General features: G+C 66.2%; 16 protein-coding genes. 5 read left to right on the top strand and 11 right to left on the bottom strand.

Going from position 1 to position 19,019, the window contains the following annotated elements:
• Positions 1-5: 5 nt before the first annotated feature.
• The 10 genes from CEJ42_RS11755 to CEJ42_RS11710 form a co-directional block, all read right to left on the bottom strand.
• Positions 6-950, bottom strand: coding sequence for an acetaldehyde dehydrogenase (acetylating) (locus CEJ42_RS11755; protein WP_088751193.1), 945 nt, complete (start codon positions 948-950; stop codon positions 6-8).
• A 22-nt stretch (positions 951-972) separates the two neighbouring features.
• On the bottom strand, positions 973-1,758 hold the full coding sequence (locus CEJ42_RS11750; protein WP_079218978.1) for a 2-keto-4-pentenoate hydratase: 786 nt from the start codon (positions 1,756-1,758) through the stop codon (positions 973-975).
• Between the two features lie 7 nt (positions 1,759-1,765).
• A complete protein-coding gene (locus tag CEJ42_RS11745; protein WP_088751192.1) occupies positions 1,766-2,164 on the bottom strand; it encodes a RidA family protein in 399 nt (132 codons plus the stop codon).
• Between the two features lie 10 nt (positions 2,165-2,174).
• Positions 2,175-3,656, bottom strand: a complete 1,482-nt coding sequence (locus tag CEJ42_RS11740) for a 2-hydroxymuconic semialdehyde dehydrogenase (protein ID WP_420840758.1) — start codon at positions 3,654-3,656, stop codon at positions 2,175-2,177.
• A gap of 257 nt (positions 3,657-3,913) precedes the next feature.
• Positions 3,914-4,900: a LysR family transcriptional regulator gene (locus CEJ42_RS11735; RefSeq protein WP_079219378.1), complete on the bottom strand. Its 987-nt coding sequence runs from the start codon at positions 4,898-4,900 to the stop codon at positions 3,914-3,916.
• 145 nt (positions 4,901-5,045) lie between these two features.
• A complete protein-coding gene (locus CEJ42_RS11730; protein WP_088751191.1) occupies positions 5,046-5,723 on the bottom strand; it encodes an SOS response-associated peptidase family protein in 678 nt (225 codons plus the stop codon).
• 221 nt (positions 5,724-5,944) lie between these two features.
• On the bottom strand, positions 5,945-6,928 hold the full coding sequence (locus CEJ42_RS11725; protein WP_088751190.1) for a porin: 984 nt from the start codon (positions 6,926-6,928) through the stop codon (positions 5,945-5,947).
• Positions 6,929-7,700: 772 nt separating this feature from the next.
• A complete protein-coding gene (locus tag CEJ42_RS11720; protein WP_088751189.1) occupies positions 7,701-8,153 on the bottom strand; it encodes a hypothetical protein in 453 nt (150 codons plus the stop codon).
• 269 nt (positions 8,154-8,422) lie between these two features.
• Positions 8,423-9,823: an aminotransferase-like domain-containing protein gene (locus CEJ42_RS11715; RefSeq protein ID WP_088751188.1), complete on the bottom strand. Its 1,401-nt coding sequence runs from the start codon at positions 9,821-9,823 to the stop codon at positions 8,423-8,425.
• Positions 9,824-10,027: 204 nt separating this feature from the next.
• Positions 10,028-10,933 (bottom strand): LysR family transcriptional regulator, encoded by a 906-nt coding sequence (locus CEJ42_RS11710; RefSeq protein WP_079218984.1) that lies wholly within the window; start codon positions 10,931-10,933, stop codon positions 10,028-10,030.
• 142 nt (positions 10,934-11,075) lie between these two features.
• Here CEJ42_RS11710 and CEJ42_RS11705 point away from each other — a divergent pair, with 142 nt between their 5' ends.
• The 3 genes from CEJ42_RS11705 to CEJ42_RS11695 all read left to right on the top strand — a co-directional run bounded on the left by CEJ42_RS11705 (position 11,076) and on the right by CEJ42_RS11695 (position 15,016).
• Positions 11,076-12,272, top strand: coding sequence for a M20 aminoacylase family protein (locus CEJ42_RS11705; protein WP_088751187.1), 1,197 nt, complete (start codon positions 11,076-11,078; stop codon positions 12,270-12,272).
• Positions 12,273-12,395: 123 nt separating this feature from the next.
• Complete coding sequence (locus tag CEJ42_RS11700; protein ID WP_088751186.1) at positions 12,396-13,193, top strand: transporter substrate-binding domain-containing protein; 798 nt, start codon at positions 12,396-12,398, stop codon at positions 13,191-13,193.
• 179 nt (positions 13,194-13,372) lie between these two features.
• Positions 13,373-15,016, top strand: coding sequence for a methyl-accepting chemotaxis protein (locus CEJ42_RS11695; protein ID WP_088751185.1), 1,644 nt, complete (start codon positions 13,373-13,375; stop codon positions 15,014-15,016).
• 109 nt (positions 15,017-15,125) lie between these two features.
• Here the strand turns inward: CEJ42_RS11695 and CEJ42_RS11690 are convergent, their stop codons facing one another.
• Entirely contained in the window at positions 15,126-16,046 is a 921-nt protein-coding gene (locus tag CEJ42_RS11690; RefSeq protein ID WP_079218988.1) for a LysR family transcriptional regulator, read from the bottom strand.
• Positions 16,047-16,233: 187 nt separating this feature from the next.
• Here CEJ42_RS11690 and gcl point away from each other — a divergent pair, with 187 nt between their 5' ends.
• Entirely contained in the window at positions 16,234-18,009 is a 1,776-nt protein-coding gene (gcl, locus tag CEJ42_RS11685) for a glyoxylate carboligase (protein WP_088751184.1), read from the top strand.
• Positions 18,010-18,175: 166 nt separating this feature from the next.
• Positions 18,176-18,955, top strand: coding sequence for a hydroxypyruvate isomerase (gene hyi, locus CEJ42_RS11680; protein WP_088751183.1), 780 nt, complete (start codon positions 18,176-18,178; stop codon positions 18,953-18,955).
• Positions 18,956-19,019: the final 64 nt, after the last annotated feature.

Genomic DNA, 19,019 nt, shown 5'->3' with positions numbered 1-19,019 from the left:
GGTCCTCAGTTGAAGCGGCGCGCGGCGATGCTGTCGGCGGCAGCCAGCGCGGCGGAGGTCATGATGTCGAGGTTGCCGGCGTAGGCCGGCAGGTAGTGCGCCGCGCCCTCGACCTCCAGGAACACCGAGACCTTGAGGCCGGACACGCGACCCAGGCCCGGGACGTTGATCGGCCGGTCGGCCGGGATGCGGTCGAACTGCACCGCCTGCTTGAGCCGGTAACCGGGCACGTAGGCGGCCACGTCGGCGACCATCTGTTCCACCGAGGCGCGGATCCGGTCTTCGTCGGCGTCGCCGTCGGCCAGGCAGAACACGGTGTCGCGCATCATCAGCGGCGGCTCGGCCGGGTTCATGATGATGATGGCCTTTCCGCGCGCGGCGCCGCCCACGCTGACGATGGCGCGCGAGGTGGTCTCGGTGAATTCGTCGATGTTGGCGCGCGTGCCGGGGCCGGCCGACTTGCTGGCGATGGAGGCGACGATCTCGGCGTAGTGCACCGGCGCCACGCGCGACACCGCGCGCACCACCGGAATGGTGGCCTGGCCGCCGCAGGTGACCATGTTGATGTTGGGGCTGCCCAGGTGGTCGCGCAGGTTGACCACCGGCACCACATAGGGGCCGATGGCCGCCGGCGTCAGGTCGATCACCTGGATGCCGTGCTGTTGCAGGATGCGGTTGTGCTCGGCGTGGGCGCCGGCCGAGGTGGCGTCGAAGGCAATCCGGATGTCGCCGAAACCGGGCATGCGGGTCAGCCCGGGAACACCCTCGTGGGTGGTCGCCACGCCCATGCGGGCGGCGCGCGCCAGGCCGTCGGAGGCCGGATCGATGCCGACCATGGCGCCCATCTTCAGGTGCCGGGAGTTGCGCAGGACCTTGATCATCAGGTCGGTGCCGATGTTACCGGAGCCGATGATGGCCACGTCCACACGCGCGTTGTTTGTCTCGCTCATGCTGCTGTGCCTCGCTTGTGAATCAGTTGGACAGGAAAGCGGCGCCGACCCGGCCCAGGCCTTCGATCTGCGCCTCGAAAACGTCGCCGGCGGCGGCCGCCACCATCGGTCCCAGCGCGCCGGTCATCACGACGTCGCCGGGTTGCAGCGGCATGCCCACGCGGGCCATGACGTCGGCCAGCCAGACGGCGGCGTGCAGCGGATTGCCCAGGCAGGCCGCGCCGGCGCCGGTGGAGACCTGGTCGCCGCGCCGCTCCATCAGCATGCCGCAGCCGGTGATGTCGAAGTCGGCCAGGCGCACCGGGCGCGAGCCCAGCACGAACAGGCCGCTGGAGGCGTTGTCGGCGATCGTGTCGGCCAGCCGGATGTCCCAGCCGGCCACCCGGCTGCCGACGATCTCCAGCGCCGGCAGGGCGTAGGCGGTGGCGTTGATGATGTCGGCCACGGTGTGCTTCTCGTGTTGCAGCGGGCGCTCGATGACCAGGGCGATCTCGGCCTCGACCTTGGGCTGCAGGATGCGCGCGATGTCGACGGCCTCGCCGTCGGCCACGCACATGTCGGCAAACAGCATGCCGAAGTCGGGCTGGTCGACGCCCAATTGCTTTTGCACGGCGCGCGAGGTCAGGCCGATCTTGCGTCCCACCAGGCGGCGCCCCTGCGCCAGCCAGCGTTCGGTATTGCGCTGCTGGACGGCATAGGCGGCGTCGATGTCGGACGGGCCGATCAGGTCGCGCACCGGATCGCAGGGCGTGGCGCCGGCATGCGCCTGCCACAGGCGTTCGGCGGCTTGTTCAATGGCATTGCTCATGGTGGCCTCAGGATTGGACAAAGGAAAATTCGATCTCGATGGTGGCGCCCAGCGGCAGCGCGCTGACGCCCACGGTGGTGCGCGCCGGGGGCGTCGTGGTTGCGGTGAACACCGCCTCCCAGGCGGCGTTGATGTCGGCGAAGGCGTCGAAGCGGGTGGTGAAGATGCGCGCGATCAACAGGTCGTCGAGGGTGACGTCGTAGTCGGGCAGGGCCTTCTGCAGATTGGCCAGGATGAGGGCGGTCTCGGCTCCCGGGCCGCCTGTGGCCAGCTGGCCGGTGGCGGCGTCCAGCGCCACCATGCCCGACACCTGGACCACCGGCCCGATTTGCACGCACAGGCTGTAGCGAAAGCGCGGCGCGGGAATGGCGTCGGAACGGATGCAGACGCGGTTGCTGCTGCTCATGGTCGGCTCCTTACAGCTTGATGCAGATGTTGGTGATTTCCGAGTAGAAATCGAGGGAGTAGCGGCCGCCTTCGCGCCCCAGCCCGGACTGCTTGACGCCGCCGAAGGGGGTGCGCAGGTCGCGCAGGTACCAGGTGTTGACCCACACCAGGCCGGCCTCGATCTGCGGCGCCACGCGGTGCGCGCGCTTGAGGTCCGAGGTCCAGAGGGCGCAGGCCAGGCCGTACTGGCTGTCGTTGACGCGGTGCACGGCCTCGTCTTCGCTGTCGAAGGGCGCGATGTGGCACACCGGGCCGAAGATCTCTTCGGTGACGCAGCGGGCGTCGTCGGGCAGGCCGGTCCAGATGGTGGGCTGGACGTAGGCGCCGCGGTCGCGCTCGTCGCCGAAGTGCGGCACGCCGCCGCCGGCCACCACCGTCGCGCCTTCCTGCTCGGCCAGGCGGTAGTAGGACAGTACCTTGTCGCGGTGGCCGTGCGAGATCAGCGGCCCCATGTCGACGTTGTCCTCGGCCGGATAACCGACCTTCAGGGCCTGGGTCTTTTCCTTCATCGCCGCCACGAAGCGCTCGAAGATCGGGCGCTCGACGTAGACGCGCTCCGAGCACAGGCAGACCTGGCCGGAGTTGGTGAAGGAGGAGCGCATCACGCCGGCCACGGCGGCGTCGAAGTCGGCATCGGCGAACACCACGGCGGCATTCTTGCCGCCCAGCTCGAACGAGACCTCCTTCATGTCGTCGGCCACCGCTTTCATGATGGTGGCGCCGGTTCTGGATTCGCCGGTGAAGGTCACGGCGTCGATGCCGGGATGGCGCGTCAGGAACTCGCCGGCCGAGCCGCCGCCGAAACCGTGCACCAGGTTGAACGCCCCCGGCGGCAGGCCGGCGTCGCGGATCACCTCGGCCAGCAGCGTGGCCGACGAGGGCGATTCTTCCGACGGCTTGGCCACCACCGCGTTGCCGCAAGCCAGGGCCGGCGCGATCTTCCAGGTCAGCAGCAGCAGCGGCAGGTTCCACGGCGAGATGATGCCGACCACGCCCAGCGGCTTGCGCACGGTGTAGTTGAGCGCGCCAAGGCCGTCGGCGCTCTCGCTCTGGAACAGGTCGGTGTTGGCGCTTCTTGCCAGGTCGGCGAAGGTGCGGAAATTGGCGATGCCGCGCGTCACATCCAGTGTGCGCGCCTGGTGCACCGGGCGGCCGGTGTCGGCCACCTCGGCGGCGACGAACTCGTCGAAGCGCGCCTGGATACCGTCGGCGATGCGGTGCAGCGCGGCCGCCCGCTCGGACATCGTGGTGCGGCCCCAGGGACCGCGCATGGCCGACTGCGCGGCCTTGACGGCGGCGTCCACGGTGGCGGCGTCGGCTTCAGCGATGTCGGCGATGTGCTCGCCGTTGACCGGCGAGATGTTGCGGAAGGTCTTGCCGCCGGCGATGAACTCGCCATTGATGAAATGTCGCAGCTGCGGACGCGGCGGCGCTGAGGATGTGGAAATCACGTGCTGGTCTCCCGATAGAAATCATGGCGGACCGGCAGGCGTGGATGGCGTCGTTATCGTTGAATCTGTTGTCGTCGTCCGCGCCGGTTGTTGTTGTGTCGTCGCCGTGCGCGCAGCCCTGCCGGATCACTTGTTGAAGCGAGTATAGGGAGAAGCCGGGACGGCACATAATGAAAAAGCGGGACTTCGGTATTCCATAAATTGATGGCCCGGAGAACCGCTCTGGCGCTGGGTTGGCGTGGATTTTCGCGGCGTCTTCAGAAGCTCGCCGCGGTCTCCTGCAGGCATTTGATCATGGCCTGCGCCGCCGGGGTGGGATCGCGGTCGCTGCGGATGGAATAGCCGATGTCGCCGAAATCGCCCAGTTCGCCCAGCGCCAGGATGGACAACAGGTTCAGGCCGGCGAAATGTTCGGCCGCCGCGCGCGGCATCAGCGAGATGGAAGGGGAGTCGTGCATCAGGCCGATATTGGTCAGCACCGACAGGGACTCCACCACGTTGGTGGGCAGCTCCAGGCCGGCATCGCGGAACAGGTGCTCGGCCGTCAGGCGCGCCGGCGACACCTGCAGCGGAAAGATCCAGGGCCAGTCCAGCAGGTCGGCCAGCTTGACGTCGGCCACGCCGGCCAGCGGATGCTTGCAGCCGACCACCGCGCACAGCGCCTCGCGGTACAGCTTGCTGTGCTCGAAGGCGTACATGCGCGCCAGCGGCAGGTCGCGCTCGGGCAGGCGGCCGACCACGATGTCCAGTTCGCCGGTGGCCAGCGCCGGAAAGAGTTGGTCGGTCGGTCCGTCGCGCACCGTTACCAGCACGCCGGGGCGCTGCTGCTTCAGGCGCGTGATGGCCATGGGCAGCAGGCGCGCCGAGGCCGAGATCACGGTGCCGATGATCACGTGGCCGCTGTCGCCGGTGCGAAAGGCGTTGATCTCGTCGGTCAGGTAACGCAGTTCGGCGATCACGGTCTTGACCCGGTTGCCCAGCAGCTGGCCGTAGCAGGTCGGCGAGACGCCGCGGTTGGTGCGCTCGAACAGCGGCACGTCGAGATCGGCCTCCAGTTCCTGGATGGCCTTGGTGACGGCCGGCTGGGTCAGGTTCAGCTCGCGCGCGGCGCGCGCGATGGAGCAGGAGCCCAGTACGCGCTCGAAGATCAGCAAGGGTTTGAGCTTGAGGCGGCGCAGCATCACATCGTTGAGCGTGATCGCGGCTTTGCCGCCGTCGGCGCCGGCGGCGTTTGGATCGGACATGCTGGTCTCCCTGCCGGCGGCGTCGTGCGCCATGCCGGTCTGTTCTGTGCGGCCCGCTCCCGGCGGGAACGGGCGAATGCCCTGCAGTTTAATGCACAAGCAGGCGTGGCCGGAAGCGGCGATGGAGCCGCGCCGGCGCGCGCGCTCAGAACAGCGAGGCCTGCGCCGTGTCGCGGCGCGCGTTGCCGTAGCCCTGTTCCAGGCCCCAGGCCTTCATCTCGTGCGGCGGATAGAGGCGCAGCATGGGCCAGGCGTTTTCGGCCGAACCGGCGTTGAGCCAGTCGCCATATTGCGCCCTGGGCACGATCACCAGGCTGCGCTTTTCGTCTTCCGGTTTCTGGAACCGGTTCATCACCGGATGATGATCGGCGTTGATGGTGATCTGGGTGAAGGAAAAGCTGTAGCCGCCTTCGGGCTCTTCCCAGGCGCGCCACAGGCCGGCCACGCAGAACGGCGCGTCGTCGGCCATGCCGATGGCCCAGCGTTGCGCGCGACCGGATGCGTAGCCGGGTTCGCAGAACCAGTGCAGGGGCAGCAGGCAGGTCTGCGCGCGGCGCCAAGGCAGGGCGTAGCTGCGGCGCTCGGCGATGGATTCGGCGCGCGCGTTCATCGTGGTCAGCCGCACGCCGGGCTCCATCTTGCGTTTGGGGATCATGCCGTAGGTGCCGACGATCAGCTCCGGCTCGCCGCGTTCATCGGCGCGCACCACCGGCGCTGCGTAGTCCTGCCATGTCTCGTCGGACCAGTCCGGCGTGCCGGAGGTATCGGCGCCGGTGAGTTCGGTGACGGTCTGCTTGGAAGCGGGTTTGTAGTTGACGCACATGCCGGGATCTTTTCGTACGGGAGTGGCGGGATTTTGCCATATCGGCGCCGCACGAAAAAAGTCCGGCCGCGCCAGGAGGCGGGCCGGACATGAAAAGCAGTGACCTGTTCGCATCAATCACTGCCGGCACTGCAGGCCGCGCCGCCGATGTCGCGGCGGCGCGGCCCCTCAAGAACTGCGAAGGATGATGCTGCCGCCCCTTGCGCGGCGGCAGGCATGCATCAGAACTTGTGGCGGATGCCGACGTTGAACAGGTTGTCGGCGGAGCCGTTGCGGTCAGCCTTGTAGGCCACGGAGTAGTTGTTCGACAGGCGCGACCAGCTGGTGTACAGGTTGGTGCGCTTGGACAGGTTGTGGGTGTAGCCCAGCGCGATCTGGGTGGCGTCGCGGTGGTCGGCGAACTTGTCGTACTTGTGCATCAGCGAGGTCATGATGACGTCGTTGGGCGTGACGTTGATGTTCAGGCCGATCAGGGCGTCGCGGGTGTCCAGGGTGCCGACGCCCTTGTTGATCGCGTAAGCGACGAAGGGTTGCAGCAGGCCGAAGTTGTAGTTGCCGCCCAAGAGGGTGGTCTTGGCCGCGTCGGAACCGGTGGCGTTCTTGGTGTTCTGGTGGGTCAGCACCACTGCCAGCGGGCCTGCCGCGTAGCCGATCGCGCCGGCCATGGTGCGGTTGGCGCTGTTGTCGCCGGCCACTTCGCCGAAGCTGTAGGCAACCTGGCCGTTCACGCCGTTGGCGGCGGAGTAGCTGTAGTTGACGGTGTTGTCGGTGCGGCTGCCGCCGTAGTTGAAGATGCGGGCGGAGTCGCCGGCCAGGGTATCGCCGAACGGATCGAACACCGATGCGTTGGAGTAGACCACGGTCTGGATGCGGCCCATCTTCACTTCACCGAAGGCGCCCGACAGGCTGACGTAGGACTGGCGGTTGAACAGCTGGTTGGTCGCGCCCATGGCGCCGGTGTCGGCGCTGAAGCCGGCTTCCAGCACGAAGTTGGCCTTCAGGCCGCCGCCCAGGTCCTCGGTGCCCCTGAAGCCGATGCGGCTGCCGCTCTGGTTGCCGCTGTCCAGCGACAGGCGGGTGCCGGAGCCGGCGTTTTCCACTTTCAGGCCCATGTCGACCACGCCATAGATGGTGACGCTGCTTTGCGCCGAAGCGGCGCCGGTGATGGATGCGAGTGCGACAAATGCCAACAGCGATTTTTTCATTTTTACCCCTGTGAGTTGAACGTCGTGTAGTTGCTGCACGCGCCAGCCGATCGTGCTGGACGAAGCGGCGCATGCGGCATGCGCGGTCATCCGCAGCCTTGCGGCCGCGGACACTGCCCGGTGCGGCCGCCGCATGCGCGGCGGCTCGGCATCACTGCTGTGGAAAGACTTGGTCCGCATGGACTGCGGCGAAGCATTCCCCCGAAAGATTTTTGTTGAAGCGATGGTAGGGACGGGGGCGCGGCGCGGCGATAGACAGATGACCAGCGAGTCGCCATTGCTGTATCGATGTGATGCCGGTACAGGGGCGCGCATCCTGGCCGCGCATCTTCATCTGCGCCGGTACGGCAGCCGCCGGCGCGCATGTCCGCGATCGGCCGGCGGGCCGCGACGCAAGCCTGGACTGCCGGCAAGAGAAGGCGGGGGTGCCGGATGCGGCGTAAAGCTTCGTCCACAGATCGGCTGCGGCAGGCAGTACAGAAGGCGCCGCCACGCGCATCGGCGGAAATGTGCGCGGTGAACTATTTTGCGCTTCAGTGGCGGGGCAACAACAATGTGATAAAAAATATTCCCGCGGCGATCTTCGTCCGCCGGCGGCGCGGCTTGCATGCCTGGACGCGCGCTATTGCGCATGCACGCAAAGCATGCGTGCGCGCACCGCAAACGCGCGTTGCGTGCACCATCGCGCAAGTGGCGCGGACGAAAAAAAGCCGCGCCCGAAGGCGCGGCAACAGAGGGTGACTTGTAAAAGTCGCCAGGGAACCTGTGATGGTCAGCGCAGCTGCGCGGCCGTATCGAGATTGCGGATGATCCAGCGCGTCGCCGTGGTCAGCATCGCTTCGTCCAGCGTGGGCATGAAGCCGATGTCGAAACGGTGGCCGCGCACGGTCAGCACATAGCTGCCCAGCAGCAGGCCGACGTCGAGATCGATCTCATGGTCGAAAACCTGGTGCGAGCCGACCGTGTGCCGCAGTCGCAGGCTGAAGTCGGGGCCGTCGAAATCGTCGCCTTCGTCCAGCGCGCGGAAGGCGCCGGCGTCGTCGCGGCAACCGATGATGCAGGCCTCGCCGCCGATGTAGAGCTGTTCGACGATCTTTTGCTGCAGCATCTTCACCAGATAGTCGCGCGGGAAGCCGAATCGCAGGCGCTGCGACGCCGGCGTTACGGCCGGCGCATGGCGCGCATCCGGCGCGAGGGCATGTTGCTGCTGTGACGAAGGTGGCATGCCGTTCTCCGCAGATGGGTGGCCACGCGCGGCCTTGCGGCCGCGGCGGAACGATTGAAATTCAGGCAAGTGTAGGCGCGCGGGCTATGCTTGAAAATTACTCTATTTGCATAGCAGCGATGCCTTGTGGGCATGGCCGCGTCGCCGGCATGTCGTTCGCCAATTGCCTGCGCAGTATAGAAGCGGGCGAGGGGGCGCAATTGCGTTTTCGGCACAGGCAGGTGCCGATTGCATCAAGCCGCTATCGCGGCGCGGGAATCGCGCGCGGCTCAGGCGCGCAGGCTGCCGAGGAAGTGCTGCAGCGCCGGCTCCATGCAATAGGCGACATTGAGCCGGAACCACGGCGTGGGCTGCAGGTTGTGGCGAAACACCTTGCCCGGCGCGATCAGGATGCCGGCCTGGGAGGCGCGGCGCCAGATCTCTTCTGAGTCGTCGATCTGCGGATGGCGCGCCCATACGAACTTGCCGCCCAGCGGCCGGCAAAAGACCTCGAAGCCTTGCTCCTCTAGCATGTCGCCGGCCAGTTGCAGCGCGTTGGCCAGGCGATAGCGCATGCGCTCCACGCTGCGGCGGTACTGGCCTTCGGTCAGCGCGTGATAGACCAGGCGCTCGTCGACCTGGCTGCCGGTGATGCTGGCCACCATCTTGTGGTTGCACAGTTCGCCCACCGATTGCGCCGCGCCGGCGATGAAACCCACGCGGGTGGCCGACGACAGCGTCTTGGAAAAACTGCCGACATAGAACACCCGCGCCAGCTGGTCCAGCGTGGCGATGCGCGGCAGGGTCAGGCCGAGCATGTCGCAGTAGACGTCGTTTTCGACGATGCGGAAATCGTATTGTTCGGCCAGCTTCAACAGGCGATGGGCGTTGGCGGGCGCGATGCTGGAGCCGGTCGGCGCATGCAGCATCGACTGCACGAACATCATCGCCGGACGATGCTCGCGCGCCAGCGCGTCGAGCAGGTCGAGGTCGGGACCGTCGGGCTTGCGCGGCACCGGGATGGGCCGGATGCCGTGCAGGTGCAGGTTGCTGAACAGGTTGAAGTAACCCGGGTCGTCCACCAGCACGCGGTCGCCGCGCTTGAGGAAGCAGCGCATCACCAGGTCGGCCGCCTGGGTGGCGCCGCTGGTCAGGAGGATCTGTTCCGGCTGCGCGTGAATGCCCAGCGCCAGCAGGCGCGTCTGCAGCAGGCCGCGCAGCGGCGCGTAGCCGTAGGGATCGCCGTACTGCGCCAGGCTGGTGTCGGCCTTGGCCGCCAGCGACTTCATGCCGCTGCGGATCAGCTCCACATCCAGCCAGTCCGGCGGCATGCGCCCGCTGGAGGCGCCCAGCCGGTCGTGGCGCGTGGTGAAGTGCGAGCGCAGCTGCCACAGGTGGTCGGGCTCCATCGCGCCGTCCTCGCCGTCTCCGTTGTGTTGCGCATACACCTGCGGGCGCGAGACGAAGAAGCCGCTGCGCGGGCGCGACTGGAAATAACCATGCGCGACCAGCCGCTCGTAGGCCTCGGCCACGGTGTGCGCACTGATCCGGTGGTCGCGCGCGAAGCAGCGTATCGACACCGCGCGGCTGCCGTCGCGCACCACGCCGTCGTCGATGAGCTGCTTCATCTGCACCACGATCTGCTCTACCAGCGAGAGCCCCGAACTGACTGAAATACTGACCAGCGCCATTGAAACGAAACCCTTATTGCATTGATGTATTGCCGCGCGCGCCCGTGCTGGAACGGGCGGCGGGAATGGCTGTACCGCCGCGCGGGCGGTACAGATATCGGATGCGCGGCGAGGCCGCGAACATGAGGTTGTCAGCTATTTGCAAGCTTCATGCCAAGCCTTGAGAAACGGGCGCTTGCCCGCGGCGCGGCATGGGAAGGCGGCTCAGGCGTACTTGGCGTCGCGCGGACCGGCGGTGCTCATGACCCTGGCGAATTCCCGCAGGATGGGGCTGTCGGCATCGCTGCGCGTGACCAGTTCGACATCATGCACGTCGGACAAATCGGGATGGTGGTGCAGCACCACTTCCTTGGGGCTGTTGTACTTGGACATTTCGGTGACGATGGAATAACCCATGCCGGCGGCCACCATGCCCAGCGTGGTGGCGACGTCGGTGCCGATGGGCACCAGCCGCGGCGACAGTCCGGCGCGCTGGCACTGGTGGATCAGGTAGTCGTGGTAGACCGGCGAGCGCTCGCGCGGGAACCACACGCAGGGTTCGTCCTTGAGGTCGCGCAGGCGCGCCGGCGGCTTCTTCGCATATTTGCTGTGCGAGGGCACCGCCAGCAGCAGGCCTGAGCTGAGCACCTTGATGCCGGCCAGCTCGCTGTCGTTGGGGTCGCGCAGCGCGATGAAGCCTCCGTCCAGGCGTCCCTCCTTGATGCGGATCAGTTGCTGGGTGGAGATCGACGGTTCCAGCATCAGCGCCACGTTGGGGAAGGCGCGCTGGAAGCGGCGCAGGCGCTGCAGGATCAGCGGATGCCAGGTGTGGTTGTGGGAGATGCCGATGCGCACCGTGCCCTCCATCCCGGCCGCCGCGCGCAGCGCGCGGTCCCTGGCCGCATCCAGGTCGGCCAGCAGGCGCTGCGTGTCGCGCACGAACTGCTTGCCGGCGGCCGTCAGCTGCACGCCGCGCACGCTGCGCTCGAACAGCGGCGTGCCGAGCTGGTCTTCGAGGTCGTGGATCTGGCGGCTCAGGGCCGGCTGCACGATGTTGAGCTTGCGCGCGGCCTGGGCCACGCTGCCGTGTTCGGCCACGGCCAGGAAGTAGCGCAGATGGCGAATTTCCATTTTCTCTCCCTATGCCTGCAAGGCATATTGTTTATACCAATATAGTAATTTTCAAGCATATGCGGCGCTGCCTACACTTTGCCACAAGCTCTGCCACGCTTTCAATCCGGCGCGGTGGTCCGGCAACCTTGCAGCAACACGTATGAACCTGATCAGTGAAATAGAACATTCGCGGGCAGAATTCCAGCGCATCCGGCGCGACCTGCACGCCCATCCCGAGCTGGCCTTCGAGGAACGACGAAGCGCGCAGCGCGTGGCCGAACTTCTCGCCGGCTGGGGCATTCCCGTCCACACCGGCATCGCCGGCACCGGCGTGGTCGGCGTCATCCGGTCCGGCGACGGCGGCCGCGCCATCGGCCTGCGCGCCGACATGGACGCGCTGCCCATCCAGGAAGCCAATACCTTCGAGCACGCCTCCCGCCATCCGGGAACGATGCACGCCTGCGGCCACGACGGCCACACCGCGATGCTGCTGGCCGCGGCGCGCCACCTGCAGGCCACACGCAATTTCGACGGCACCGTCTACCTGATCTTCCAGCCGGCCGAAGAAAAAGGCGGCGGCGCCCGCCGCATGATCGAGGACGGCCTGTTCGAGCGCTTCCCGATGGAATCGGTCTACGGCATCCACAACTGGCCGGGCATGCCGGCCGGGTTCTTCGGCGTCAATCCGGGCGCCATCATGGCTTCCTCCAGCGAATTCCGCATCACCTTCCGCGGCAAGGGATCGCACGCCGCGCTGCCGCACAACGCCATCGACCCGGTGGCCGCCATCGTGCAGTTGGCACAGTCCTTGCAAACCATCCTGACGCGCAACAAGCGGCCGACCGATTCGGCAGTGCTGTCGGTGACGCAGATCCACGCCGGGGAAACCAGCAACGTCATTCCCGACAACGCCTGGCTGGGCGGCACGGTGCGCACCTTCTCGCTGGAGGTGCTGGACCTGATCGAAAGCCGCATGCGCGAGCTGGCGCAGCACACCGGGGCCGGCTTCGGCTGCGAGGCGGAGGTGGTGTTCAGTCGCAACTATCCGCCCACGGTCAATCATGCGCGGGAGACAGCGGTGTGCGTGGAGGTGATGCGCGCGCTGGTCGGCGAGCACAACGTGGAGGCCAACCTGGAGCCGCCGATGAGCGCGGAAGATTTTTCGTTCATGCTGCAGGAGCGGCCCGGCTGCTACGCCTTGCTGGGCAACGGCGACGGCGGCCACCGCGAGCACGGCCACGGCGCCGGGCCCTGCATGCTGCACAACACCAGCTACGACTTCAACGACGACTTGCTGCCCATCGGCGCGAGTTACTGGGTCAGGCTGGCGGAAAGGATATTGGCCAGGACCGCGTGAAGCCATGAAACGCGGCGAGGCAGGGGAGAGGGCAGCAAAAGTCGCAGCATCGCAGTTCCATCCACGCGGGGCGGGGCAAGACCCCAAGCCGCATTCATCGTGCTTTCAAAACAGGGGAAAACCATGAAGTTCGTCAAGACCGTACTGGCCGCATCCATTGGCCTGATGACCATGTTCGCCGGCGCCGCCCGCGCCGATACGCTGGCCGACATCCAGAAGGCCGGCGTCGTGAAGATCGGCGTGCCGCAAGACTTCGCGCCCTACGGTTCGGTCAACGCAGACCTGCAGCTGCAGGGCCTGGACATCGACGTCGCCAGGCTGGTGGCCAAGGGGCTGGGCGTGAAGGCGGAGCTGATCCCGGTGCCCATCTCCAGCCGCATGGCTTTCCTGCAGACGCACAAGATCGACATGGTCATCTCCACGCTGGGCAAGAACGCCGAGCGCGAACGCGTGATGGATTTCTCGCAGGGCTATGCGCCGTACAACAACAGCGTGTTCGGCGTGGCCGCGATCAAGGTCGCCGGGCCGGCGGACCTGGCCAACCAGACCGTGGGCGTGGCGCGCAGCACCTTCGAAGACCTGATGCTGACCGACAGCGTGCCCAAGAGCACCGTGCTCAAGCGCTATGAAGACAACAACAGCCTGATCTCCGCCTATGTCTCCGGCCAGGTGCAGATCGTCGGCACCGGCGACTTCGTGGCCTATGCGCTGGCCGAGAAGACGCCGACCAACAAGCCGCTGCTGAAGTACATCATCAACGTCTCCACCTGTTATGTCGGCATGAACAAGGGCGAGCCGGCGCTGGTGGCCAAGGTCAACGATGCGCTGACGGCATCGAAGAAGAGCGGCGAGCTCAACGGCATCGTCAAGAAGTGGCTCAACGTCCCGCTGTCCGAGAAGATCGCCAGCACTTACCAGTAAGTCCATGCGTCCGCCGCGTCCTGCGGCGGACTTTCCCACCCTGCGGGCCTGGACCGCGACTGCCATGACGCCATCCGCACGGGCCTGCCGCCTGCGCGGCGGGTACGTTTCTTGCTGGAAAAATGCGGGGCGGCAATATTGGGGGCCGCCGTACAACAGCCAATGAAGGGGAAGCAGAAATGAAGGTCTTTTCGAACATGAGGATAGGCGGGCGCCTGGCGATCGGTTTCTCGGTGGTGCTGGCGCTGTCGATCCTGATCATGGCCATCGGCGTATGGCGCCTGCAGGTGGTCTCCGACGTGACGCACCAGATGGTGACGCAGTCGGTGCGCAAGGAGCGCCTGATCTCCGCCTGGTACGGCAACCTGCGCGCAGCCATCCTGCGCACCATCGCCATGTCGCGCAGCACCGACCCGACACTGAACAACTACTTCCTCAACGAAGAACTGGCCTCCAGCAAGGAGAGCGCCGACCTGCAGAAGGAGCTGGCGCAACTGTTCGCCTCCGATGAGGAGAAGTCGCTGTACGCCGAGATCGAGGGCCTGCAGAAGAACTACAGGACGGTCTACCTGAAGATGATGGACATGAAGTCCACCGGCGACCAGGACGGCGCCAACATGGTGCTGATCCAGGAGTTCATGCCCATGGCCAAGAAATACCAGGCGGCGATGCAAAAGCTGCAGAAGGCGGAGCAGACCGAGATCGACGACGCCTCCTCCAACATCGAGCAGGTCGCGCGCGAAAGCCGCATCCTGCTGATGGCGCTGGAAGCGGCCGCGCTGCTGTTCGGCGTGCTGTGCGCCTGGATGCTCACGCGCGGCATCGTGCGCCCGCTCAGGCAGGCGGTGGCCTTGTCGCGGCGCGTGGCCGAGGGCGACCTGGCGGCGCAGATCGAGATCCGCTCGCATGACGAGGTCGGCCAGCTGCTCAGCTCGCTGATGGACATGAACGCCCGCCTGCGCGACATCGTCACGCGCGTGCGCCAGGGCACCGATGCCATCGCCACCGCCTCGGGCGAAATCGCCGAAGGCAACCAGGACCTGTCGGCGCGCACCGAGCAGCAGGCCGGGGCGCTGGAAGAGACGGCCTCAGCGATGGAAGAACTGATCTCCACCGTGCGCACCAACGCCGACAACGCTCACGAGGCCAGCCGCCTGGCCGCGTCCGCCTCCGGCATCGCCAGCGAAGGCGGCGCGGTGGTGGGGCGCGTGGTGGAGACGATGGACGAGATCAACAACTCGTCGAAGAAGATCGTGGACATCATCAGCGTGATCGACGGCATCGCCTTCCAGACCAACATCCTCGCGCTGAACGCGGCGGTGGAAGCGGCGCGCGCGGGCGAGCAGGGCCGTGGTTTTGCCGTGGTGGCTTCCGAGGTGCGCTCGCTGGCGCAGCGTTCGGCCGCCGCCGCCAAGGAGATCAAGCAACTGATCGACGACTCGGTGAACAAGGTCGGCGCCGGCAGCGCGCTGGTGGAGCAGGCCGGGGCGACCATGACGCGCGTGGTGGAGAGCGTGCAGCACGTCAACGCCATCGTCAACGAGATCAGCGTCGCCAGCGCCGAGCAGACCGAGGGCATCCAGCAGGTCAACGACGCCATCTCGCAACTGGACGACGTCACCCAGCAGAACGCGGCGCTGGTCGAGCAGGCGGCCGCCGCCGCCGCGTCCATGCGCGGCCAGGCGGGCAACCTGAGCCAGCTGGTCAGCGTGTTCAATGTGGAGGGAGGCGGCGCTTCGCTGGTGGTGGAGCTGGAAGAAACCACCGCTGCCCGCCGCCGCTTGCCCCTGCTGTCACGCAAGCGGGGTCTGGTCCAGGCCTGATGGTTTGCCTGTTACCTGTTGCCGGTTGTGATGAGGGAGAACTCCGGTTCTCCCTTTTTCTTTGGTGCGCGTTGTTTTCCAGGTCGCTGATGCGTCCGTACCGGCGGCATCAGGGCTTCTTCACCGCCCGGTTCCAGTAATCCGGCTGCGCATAGACTTCCTTCAGGTAATCGATGAAGAACCGGGTCTTGGCCGGCAGGTGCCGCTGCTGCGGATACACCGCCATGATGTCGTAGTGGGGCAGGGCGTATTCGTCCAGCACCGTCACCAGCTCGCCCGAGGCCAGCTGCGCCTGGATCTCCCAGGTCGAGCGCCATGCCAGCCCCAGGCCTTCGCCGGCCCAGCGGTGCAGCAGCTCGCCGTCGTTGCAGTCGAGGTTGCCTTGCACCTTGGCGATCACCGGCTTGCCGTTCTGCTGGAAATACCAGCCGCGCTGCTGGCCGCCCTGCAGGTTGAAGGCCAGGCAGTTGTGGTCGGCCAGGTCGTCCAGCGTCTTGGGCATGCCGTTGCGGTGCAGGTATTCGGGCGAGGCGCAGACCACGCGGCGGTTGCTGGCCAGGCGCACGGCCACGAAGCTGGGTTCGATCGCGCCGCCGATGCGTATGCCCAGGTCGTAGCCTTCGCGCACCAGGTCGACCACGCGGTCGGTCAGGTTGAACGAGATCTGCACCTCAGGATGCGCCGCCAGGAAGGTCGGCGCGTGCGGCGCCACATGCAGGCGGCCATAGGCGGCCGGGGTGGAGACCACCAGGTGGCCGGTGGCCTTGTGGCGTCCTTCGGCGATGCTCTTCTCGGCCGTCTCCATCTGCTCCAATAGCTTGCGGCAGTGATCGAGGAACACGCTGCCCTGCTCGGTCAGCGTCAGGTGGCGCGTGGTCCGGTGCATCAGCTTGGTGCCCAGGCGCTTTTCCAGTGCGTCGATGCGGCGCCCCATCATCACCGGCGTCACTTTTTCTTCCAGCGCGGCGGCCGCCAGGCTGCCTTTGTCGACGACGGAGACAAAGGCTTCGATCTGTTTGAGTTTGTCCATATTTCGCCTCTATTCGGTACTTTTTCTATATTTCCATACTTTTGATAAGTAATAAACAGATTTTTATTGTTCTTATCAAACGAAATTGTAGCGACTAGGATGATCCCCAGAAATCAGCGAACGGTGCGCCGTGCAAACGGCGGGCCGCCATCTCTTATAGCAATTTTGAGCAATCCTGGAGAACAACATGGCAAAGATGAGAGCAGTCGACGCAGCAGCCTACGTGCTGGAAAAGGAAGGCTGCCTGCAGGCCTTCGGCGTGCCGGGCGCGGCGATCAACCCGTTTTACTCGGCGCTGAAGCGCCATGGCGGCATCAAGCATATCCTGGCGCGCCACGTCGAGGGCGCCTCGCACATGGCCGAAGGCTACACCCGCGCCAAGGCCGGCAACATCGGCGTGTGCATCGGCACCTCGGGCCCGGCCGGCACCGACATGATCACCGGTCTTTACTCGGCCCAGGCTGACTCCATCCCCATCCTGTGCATCACCGGCCAGGCGCCGCGCGCCCGCCTGTACAAGGAAGACTTCCAGGCCGTCGATATCGAATCCATCGCCAAGCCGGTCACCAAGTGGGCCGTCACCGTGCGCGAGCCGGCGCTGGTGCCGCGCGTGTTCCAGCAAGCCTTCCACCTGATGCGCTCGGGCCGTCCCGGCCCGGTGCTCATCGACATGCCCTTCGACGTGCAGATGGCCGAGATCGAGTTCGATCCCGACACCTATTCGCCGCTGCCGGTCTATCGTCCTTCGGCCACCCGTGCCCAGATCGAGAAGGCGCTGGAGATGCTCAACGCTTCCGAGCGCCCGCTGCTGACCATCGGCGGCGGCGTGGTCAACGCCGATGCCGCCGCGCTGGCGGTGGAGTTCGCCGAGCTCACCGGCGTGCCGGTCATCCCCACGCTGATGGCCTGGGGCGCGATCCCCGACGACCACCCGCAGATGGCCGGCATGGTCGGCCTGCAGACCAGCCACCGCTACGGCAACGCCACCATGCTGGCGTCGGACTTCGTGCTGGGCATCGGCAACCGCTGGGCCAACCGCCACACCGGTTCGGTGGACGTCTTCACCAAGGGCCGCAAGTTCGTCCACGTCGACATCGAGCCGACCCAGATCGGCCGTGTGTTCGGTCCCGACTACGGCATCGTCAGCGACGCCGGCGCGGCGTTGAAGCTGTTCGTCGAGGTGGCCAAGGAATTGAAGGCGGCCGGTCGCCTGCCCGACCGTTCGGCCTGGCTGGCCGAATGCCAGCAGCGCAAGAAGACCATGCTGCGCCGGACCAACTTCAACGAGACCCCGGTCAAGCCGCAGCGCGTCTATGAAGAGATGAACCGCGCCTTCGACCGCGACACCTGCTACGTCGCCACCATCGGCCTGTCGCAGATCGCCGCCGCGCAGTTCCTGCACGTCTACAAGGACCGCCACTGGATCAACTGCGGCCAGGCCGGCCCGCTGGGCTGGACCATTCCCGCCGCGCTGGGCGTGGTGGCCACCGATCCGGCCAAGAAGGTGGTGGCGATCTCGGGCGACTACGACTTCCAGTTCATGATCGAAGAACTGGCCGTGGGCGCGCAGTTCAACCTGCCTTACCTGCACGTGCTGGTGAACAACTCCTACCTGGGCCTGATCCGCCAGGCGCAGCGTGGCTTCGACATGGATTACTGCGTGCAGCTGGCGTTCGAGAACGTCAATGCGCCCGAGCTCAACGGCTACGGCGTGGACCACGTGGCCGTGGTCGAAGGCCTGGGCTGCAAGGCGATCCGCGTGACCGATCCCAATGCCATCCAGGATGCCTTCGCCCAGGCCAAGCGCCTGATGGCCGAGTTCCGCGTGCCGGTGGTGGTGGAAATCATCCTGGAGCGCGTCACCAACATCGCCATGGGCACCGAGATCGACGCCGTCAACGAGTTCGAGGAACTGGCCACCAAGCCGGAGCACGCACCGACCGCCATCAGCCTGCTGGACTAAGTCCGCACGCTGCATCCGCGCCGATCCGAAGAGGAGACAAAAGTCGCCGGCAAGAGCGACGCCCGTCGAGGCATGCGATCGCGCAAGAACATCGAACGTCGTCGCCCGAACCGGGCGGCGAAATGAACAGAGGCCTCCGATCCGGATGGCCGCACAAGGAGAACCCATGACCAGACTCGCCGCCAACCTCACCATGCTGTTCACCGAACAGCCTTTCCTGGAACGCTTCAAGGCTGCCGCCGACGCCGGCTTCAAGGCAGTGGAATTCCTGTTCCCCTATGCCTTCGATCCCGAGCAGATCGCCGACCAGCTGCGCGCCAACAAGCTGCAACTGGTGTTGCACAACCTGCCGGCCGGCAACTGGGACGGCGGCGAGCGCGGCATCGCCTGCCATCCGGACCGCGTGGCCGAGTTCCGCGCCGGCGTCGACGATGCGATCCGCTATGCCCGCGCGCTGGAAGTGCCGCAGCTGAACTGCCTGGTCGGCATCCTGCCGCAAGGCGTGTCGCGCGAAGCGGCGCGTGAAGTCCTGGTGGGCAACCTGAAGTACGCCGCCGGCAAGCTGAAAGAGAGCGGCATTCGCCTGCTGATCGAGCCGATCAACAGCTTCGACATCCCCGGCTTCTTCCTCAACACCACCCGGCAGGCGGTGGAACTGATCCTGGCCACCGGCTCGGACAATCTGTTCGTCCAGTACGACATCTATCACATGCAGCGCATGGAGGGCGAGCTGGCCAACACGATCAAGGCCAACCTCTCGCTGATCCGCCATGTGCAGCTGGCCGACAACCCGGGCCGCTTCGAACCCGGCACCGGCGAGATCAACTACCGCTACCTGTTCCGCTTCCTGGACGAGATCGGCTACGACGGCTGGATCGGCTGCGAGTACAAGCCCCGGACCGGCACCAAAGAAGGCCTCGGCTGGATCAAGGATCACGGCCTGTAACAGGGCGACGCCCCGAGCGGCATGACATCGCATCTATCAATCAAACCAATTTCTTGAGGAGAAA

Origin of the sequence: Herbaspirillum robiniae (assembly GCF_002213415.1) — a bacterium.
Classification (GTDB): Bacteria; Pseudomonadota; Gammaproteobacteria; order Burkholderiales; family Burkholderiaceae_D; genus Herbaspirillum; species Herbaspirillum robiniae.
Note: the sequence above shows the minus strand (reverse complement) of the source record. Positions and strands in the feature narration are given on the sequence as shown.

Bases quoted from the DNA above. Each gene is read 5' to 3' on its own strand.
- CEJ42_RS11755 (WP_088751193.1), bottom strand. From the start codon at position 950: ATGAGCGAGACAAACAACGCGCGTGTGGACGTGGCCATCATCGGCTCC.
- CEJ42_RS11750 (WP_079218978.1), bottom strand. From the start codon at position 1,758: ATGAGCAATGCCATTGAACAAGCCGCCGAACGCCTGTGGCAGGCGCAT.
- CEJ42_RS11745 (WP_088751192.1), bottom strand. From the start codon at position 2,164: ATGAGCAGCAGCAACCGCGTCTGCATCCGTTCCGACGCCATTCCCGCG.
- CEJ42_RS11735 (WP_079219378.1), bottom strand. From the start codon at position 4,900: ATGTCCGATCCAAACGCCGCCGGCGCCGACGGCGGCAAAGCCGCGATC.
- CEJ42_RS11730 (WP_088751191.1), bottom strand. From the start codon at position 5,723: ATGTGCGTCAACTACAAACCCGCTTCCAAGCAGACCGTCACCGAACTC.
- CEJ42_RS11725 (WP_088751190.1), bottom strand. From the start codon at position 6,928: ATGAAAAAATCGCTGTTGGCATTTGTCGCACTCGCATCCATCACCGGC.
- CEJ42_RS11720 (WP_088751189.1), bottom strand. From the start codon at position 8,153: ATGCCACCTTCGTCACAGCAGCAACATGCCCTCGCGCCGGATGCGCGC.
- CEJ42_RS11715 (WP_088751188.1), bottom strand. From the start codon at position 9,823: ATGGCGCTGGTCAGTATTTCAGTCAGTTCGGGGCTCTCGCTGGTAGAG.
- CEJ42_RS11710 (WP_079218984.1), bottom strand. From the start codon at position 10,933: ATGGAAATTCGCCATCTGCGCTACTTCCTGGCCGTGGCCGAACACGGC.
- CEJ42_RS11705 (WP_088751187.1), top strand. From the start codon at position 11,076: ATGAACCTGATCAGTGAAATAGAACATTCGCGGGCAGAATTCCAGCGC.
- CEJ42_RS11700 (WP_088751186.1), top strand. From the start codon at position 12,396: ATGAAGTTCGTCAAGACCGTACTGGCCGCATCCATTGGCCTGATGACC.
- CEJ42_RS11695 (WP_088751185.1), top strand. From the start codon at position 13,373: ATGAAGGTCTTTTCGAACATGAGGATAGGCGGGCGCCTGGCGATCGGT.
- CEJ42_RS11690 (WP_079218988.1), bottom strand. From the start codon at position 16,046: ATGGACAAACTCAAACAGATCGAAGCCTTTGTCTCCGTCGTCGACAAA.
- gcl (WP_088751184.1), top strand. From the start codon at position 16,234: ATGGCAAAGATGAGAGCAGTCGACGCAGCAGCCTACGTGCTGGAAAAG.
- hyi (WP_088751183.1), top strand. From the start codon at position 18,176: ATGACCAGACTCGCCGCCAACCTCACCATGCTGTTCACCGAACAGCCT.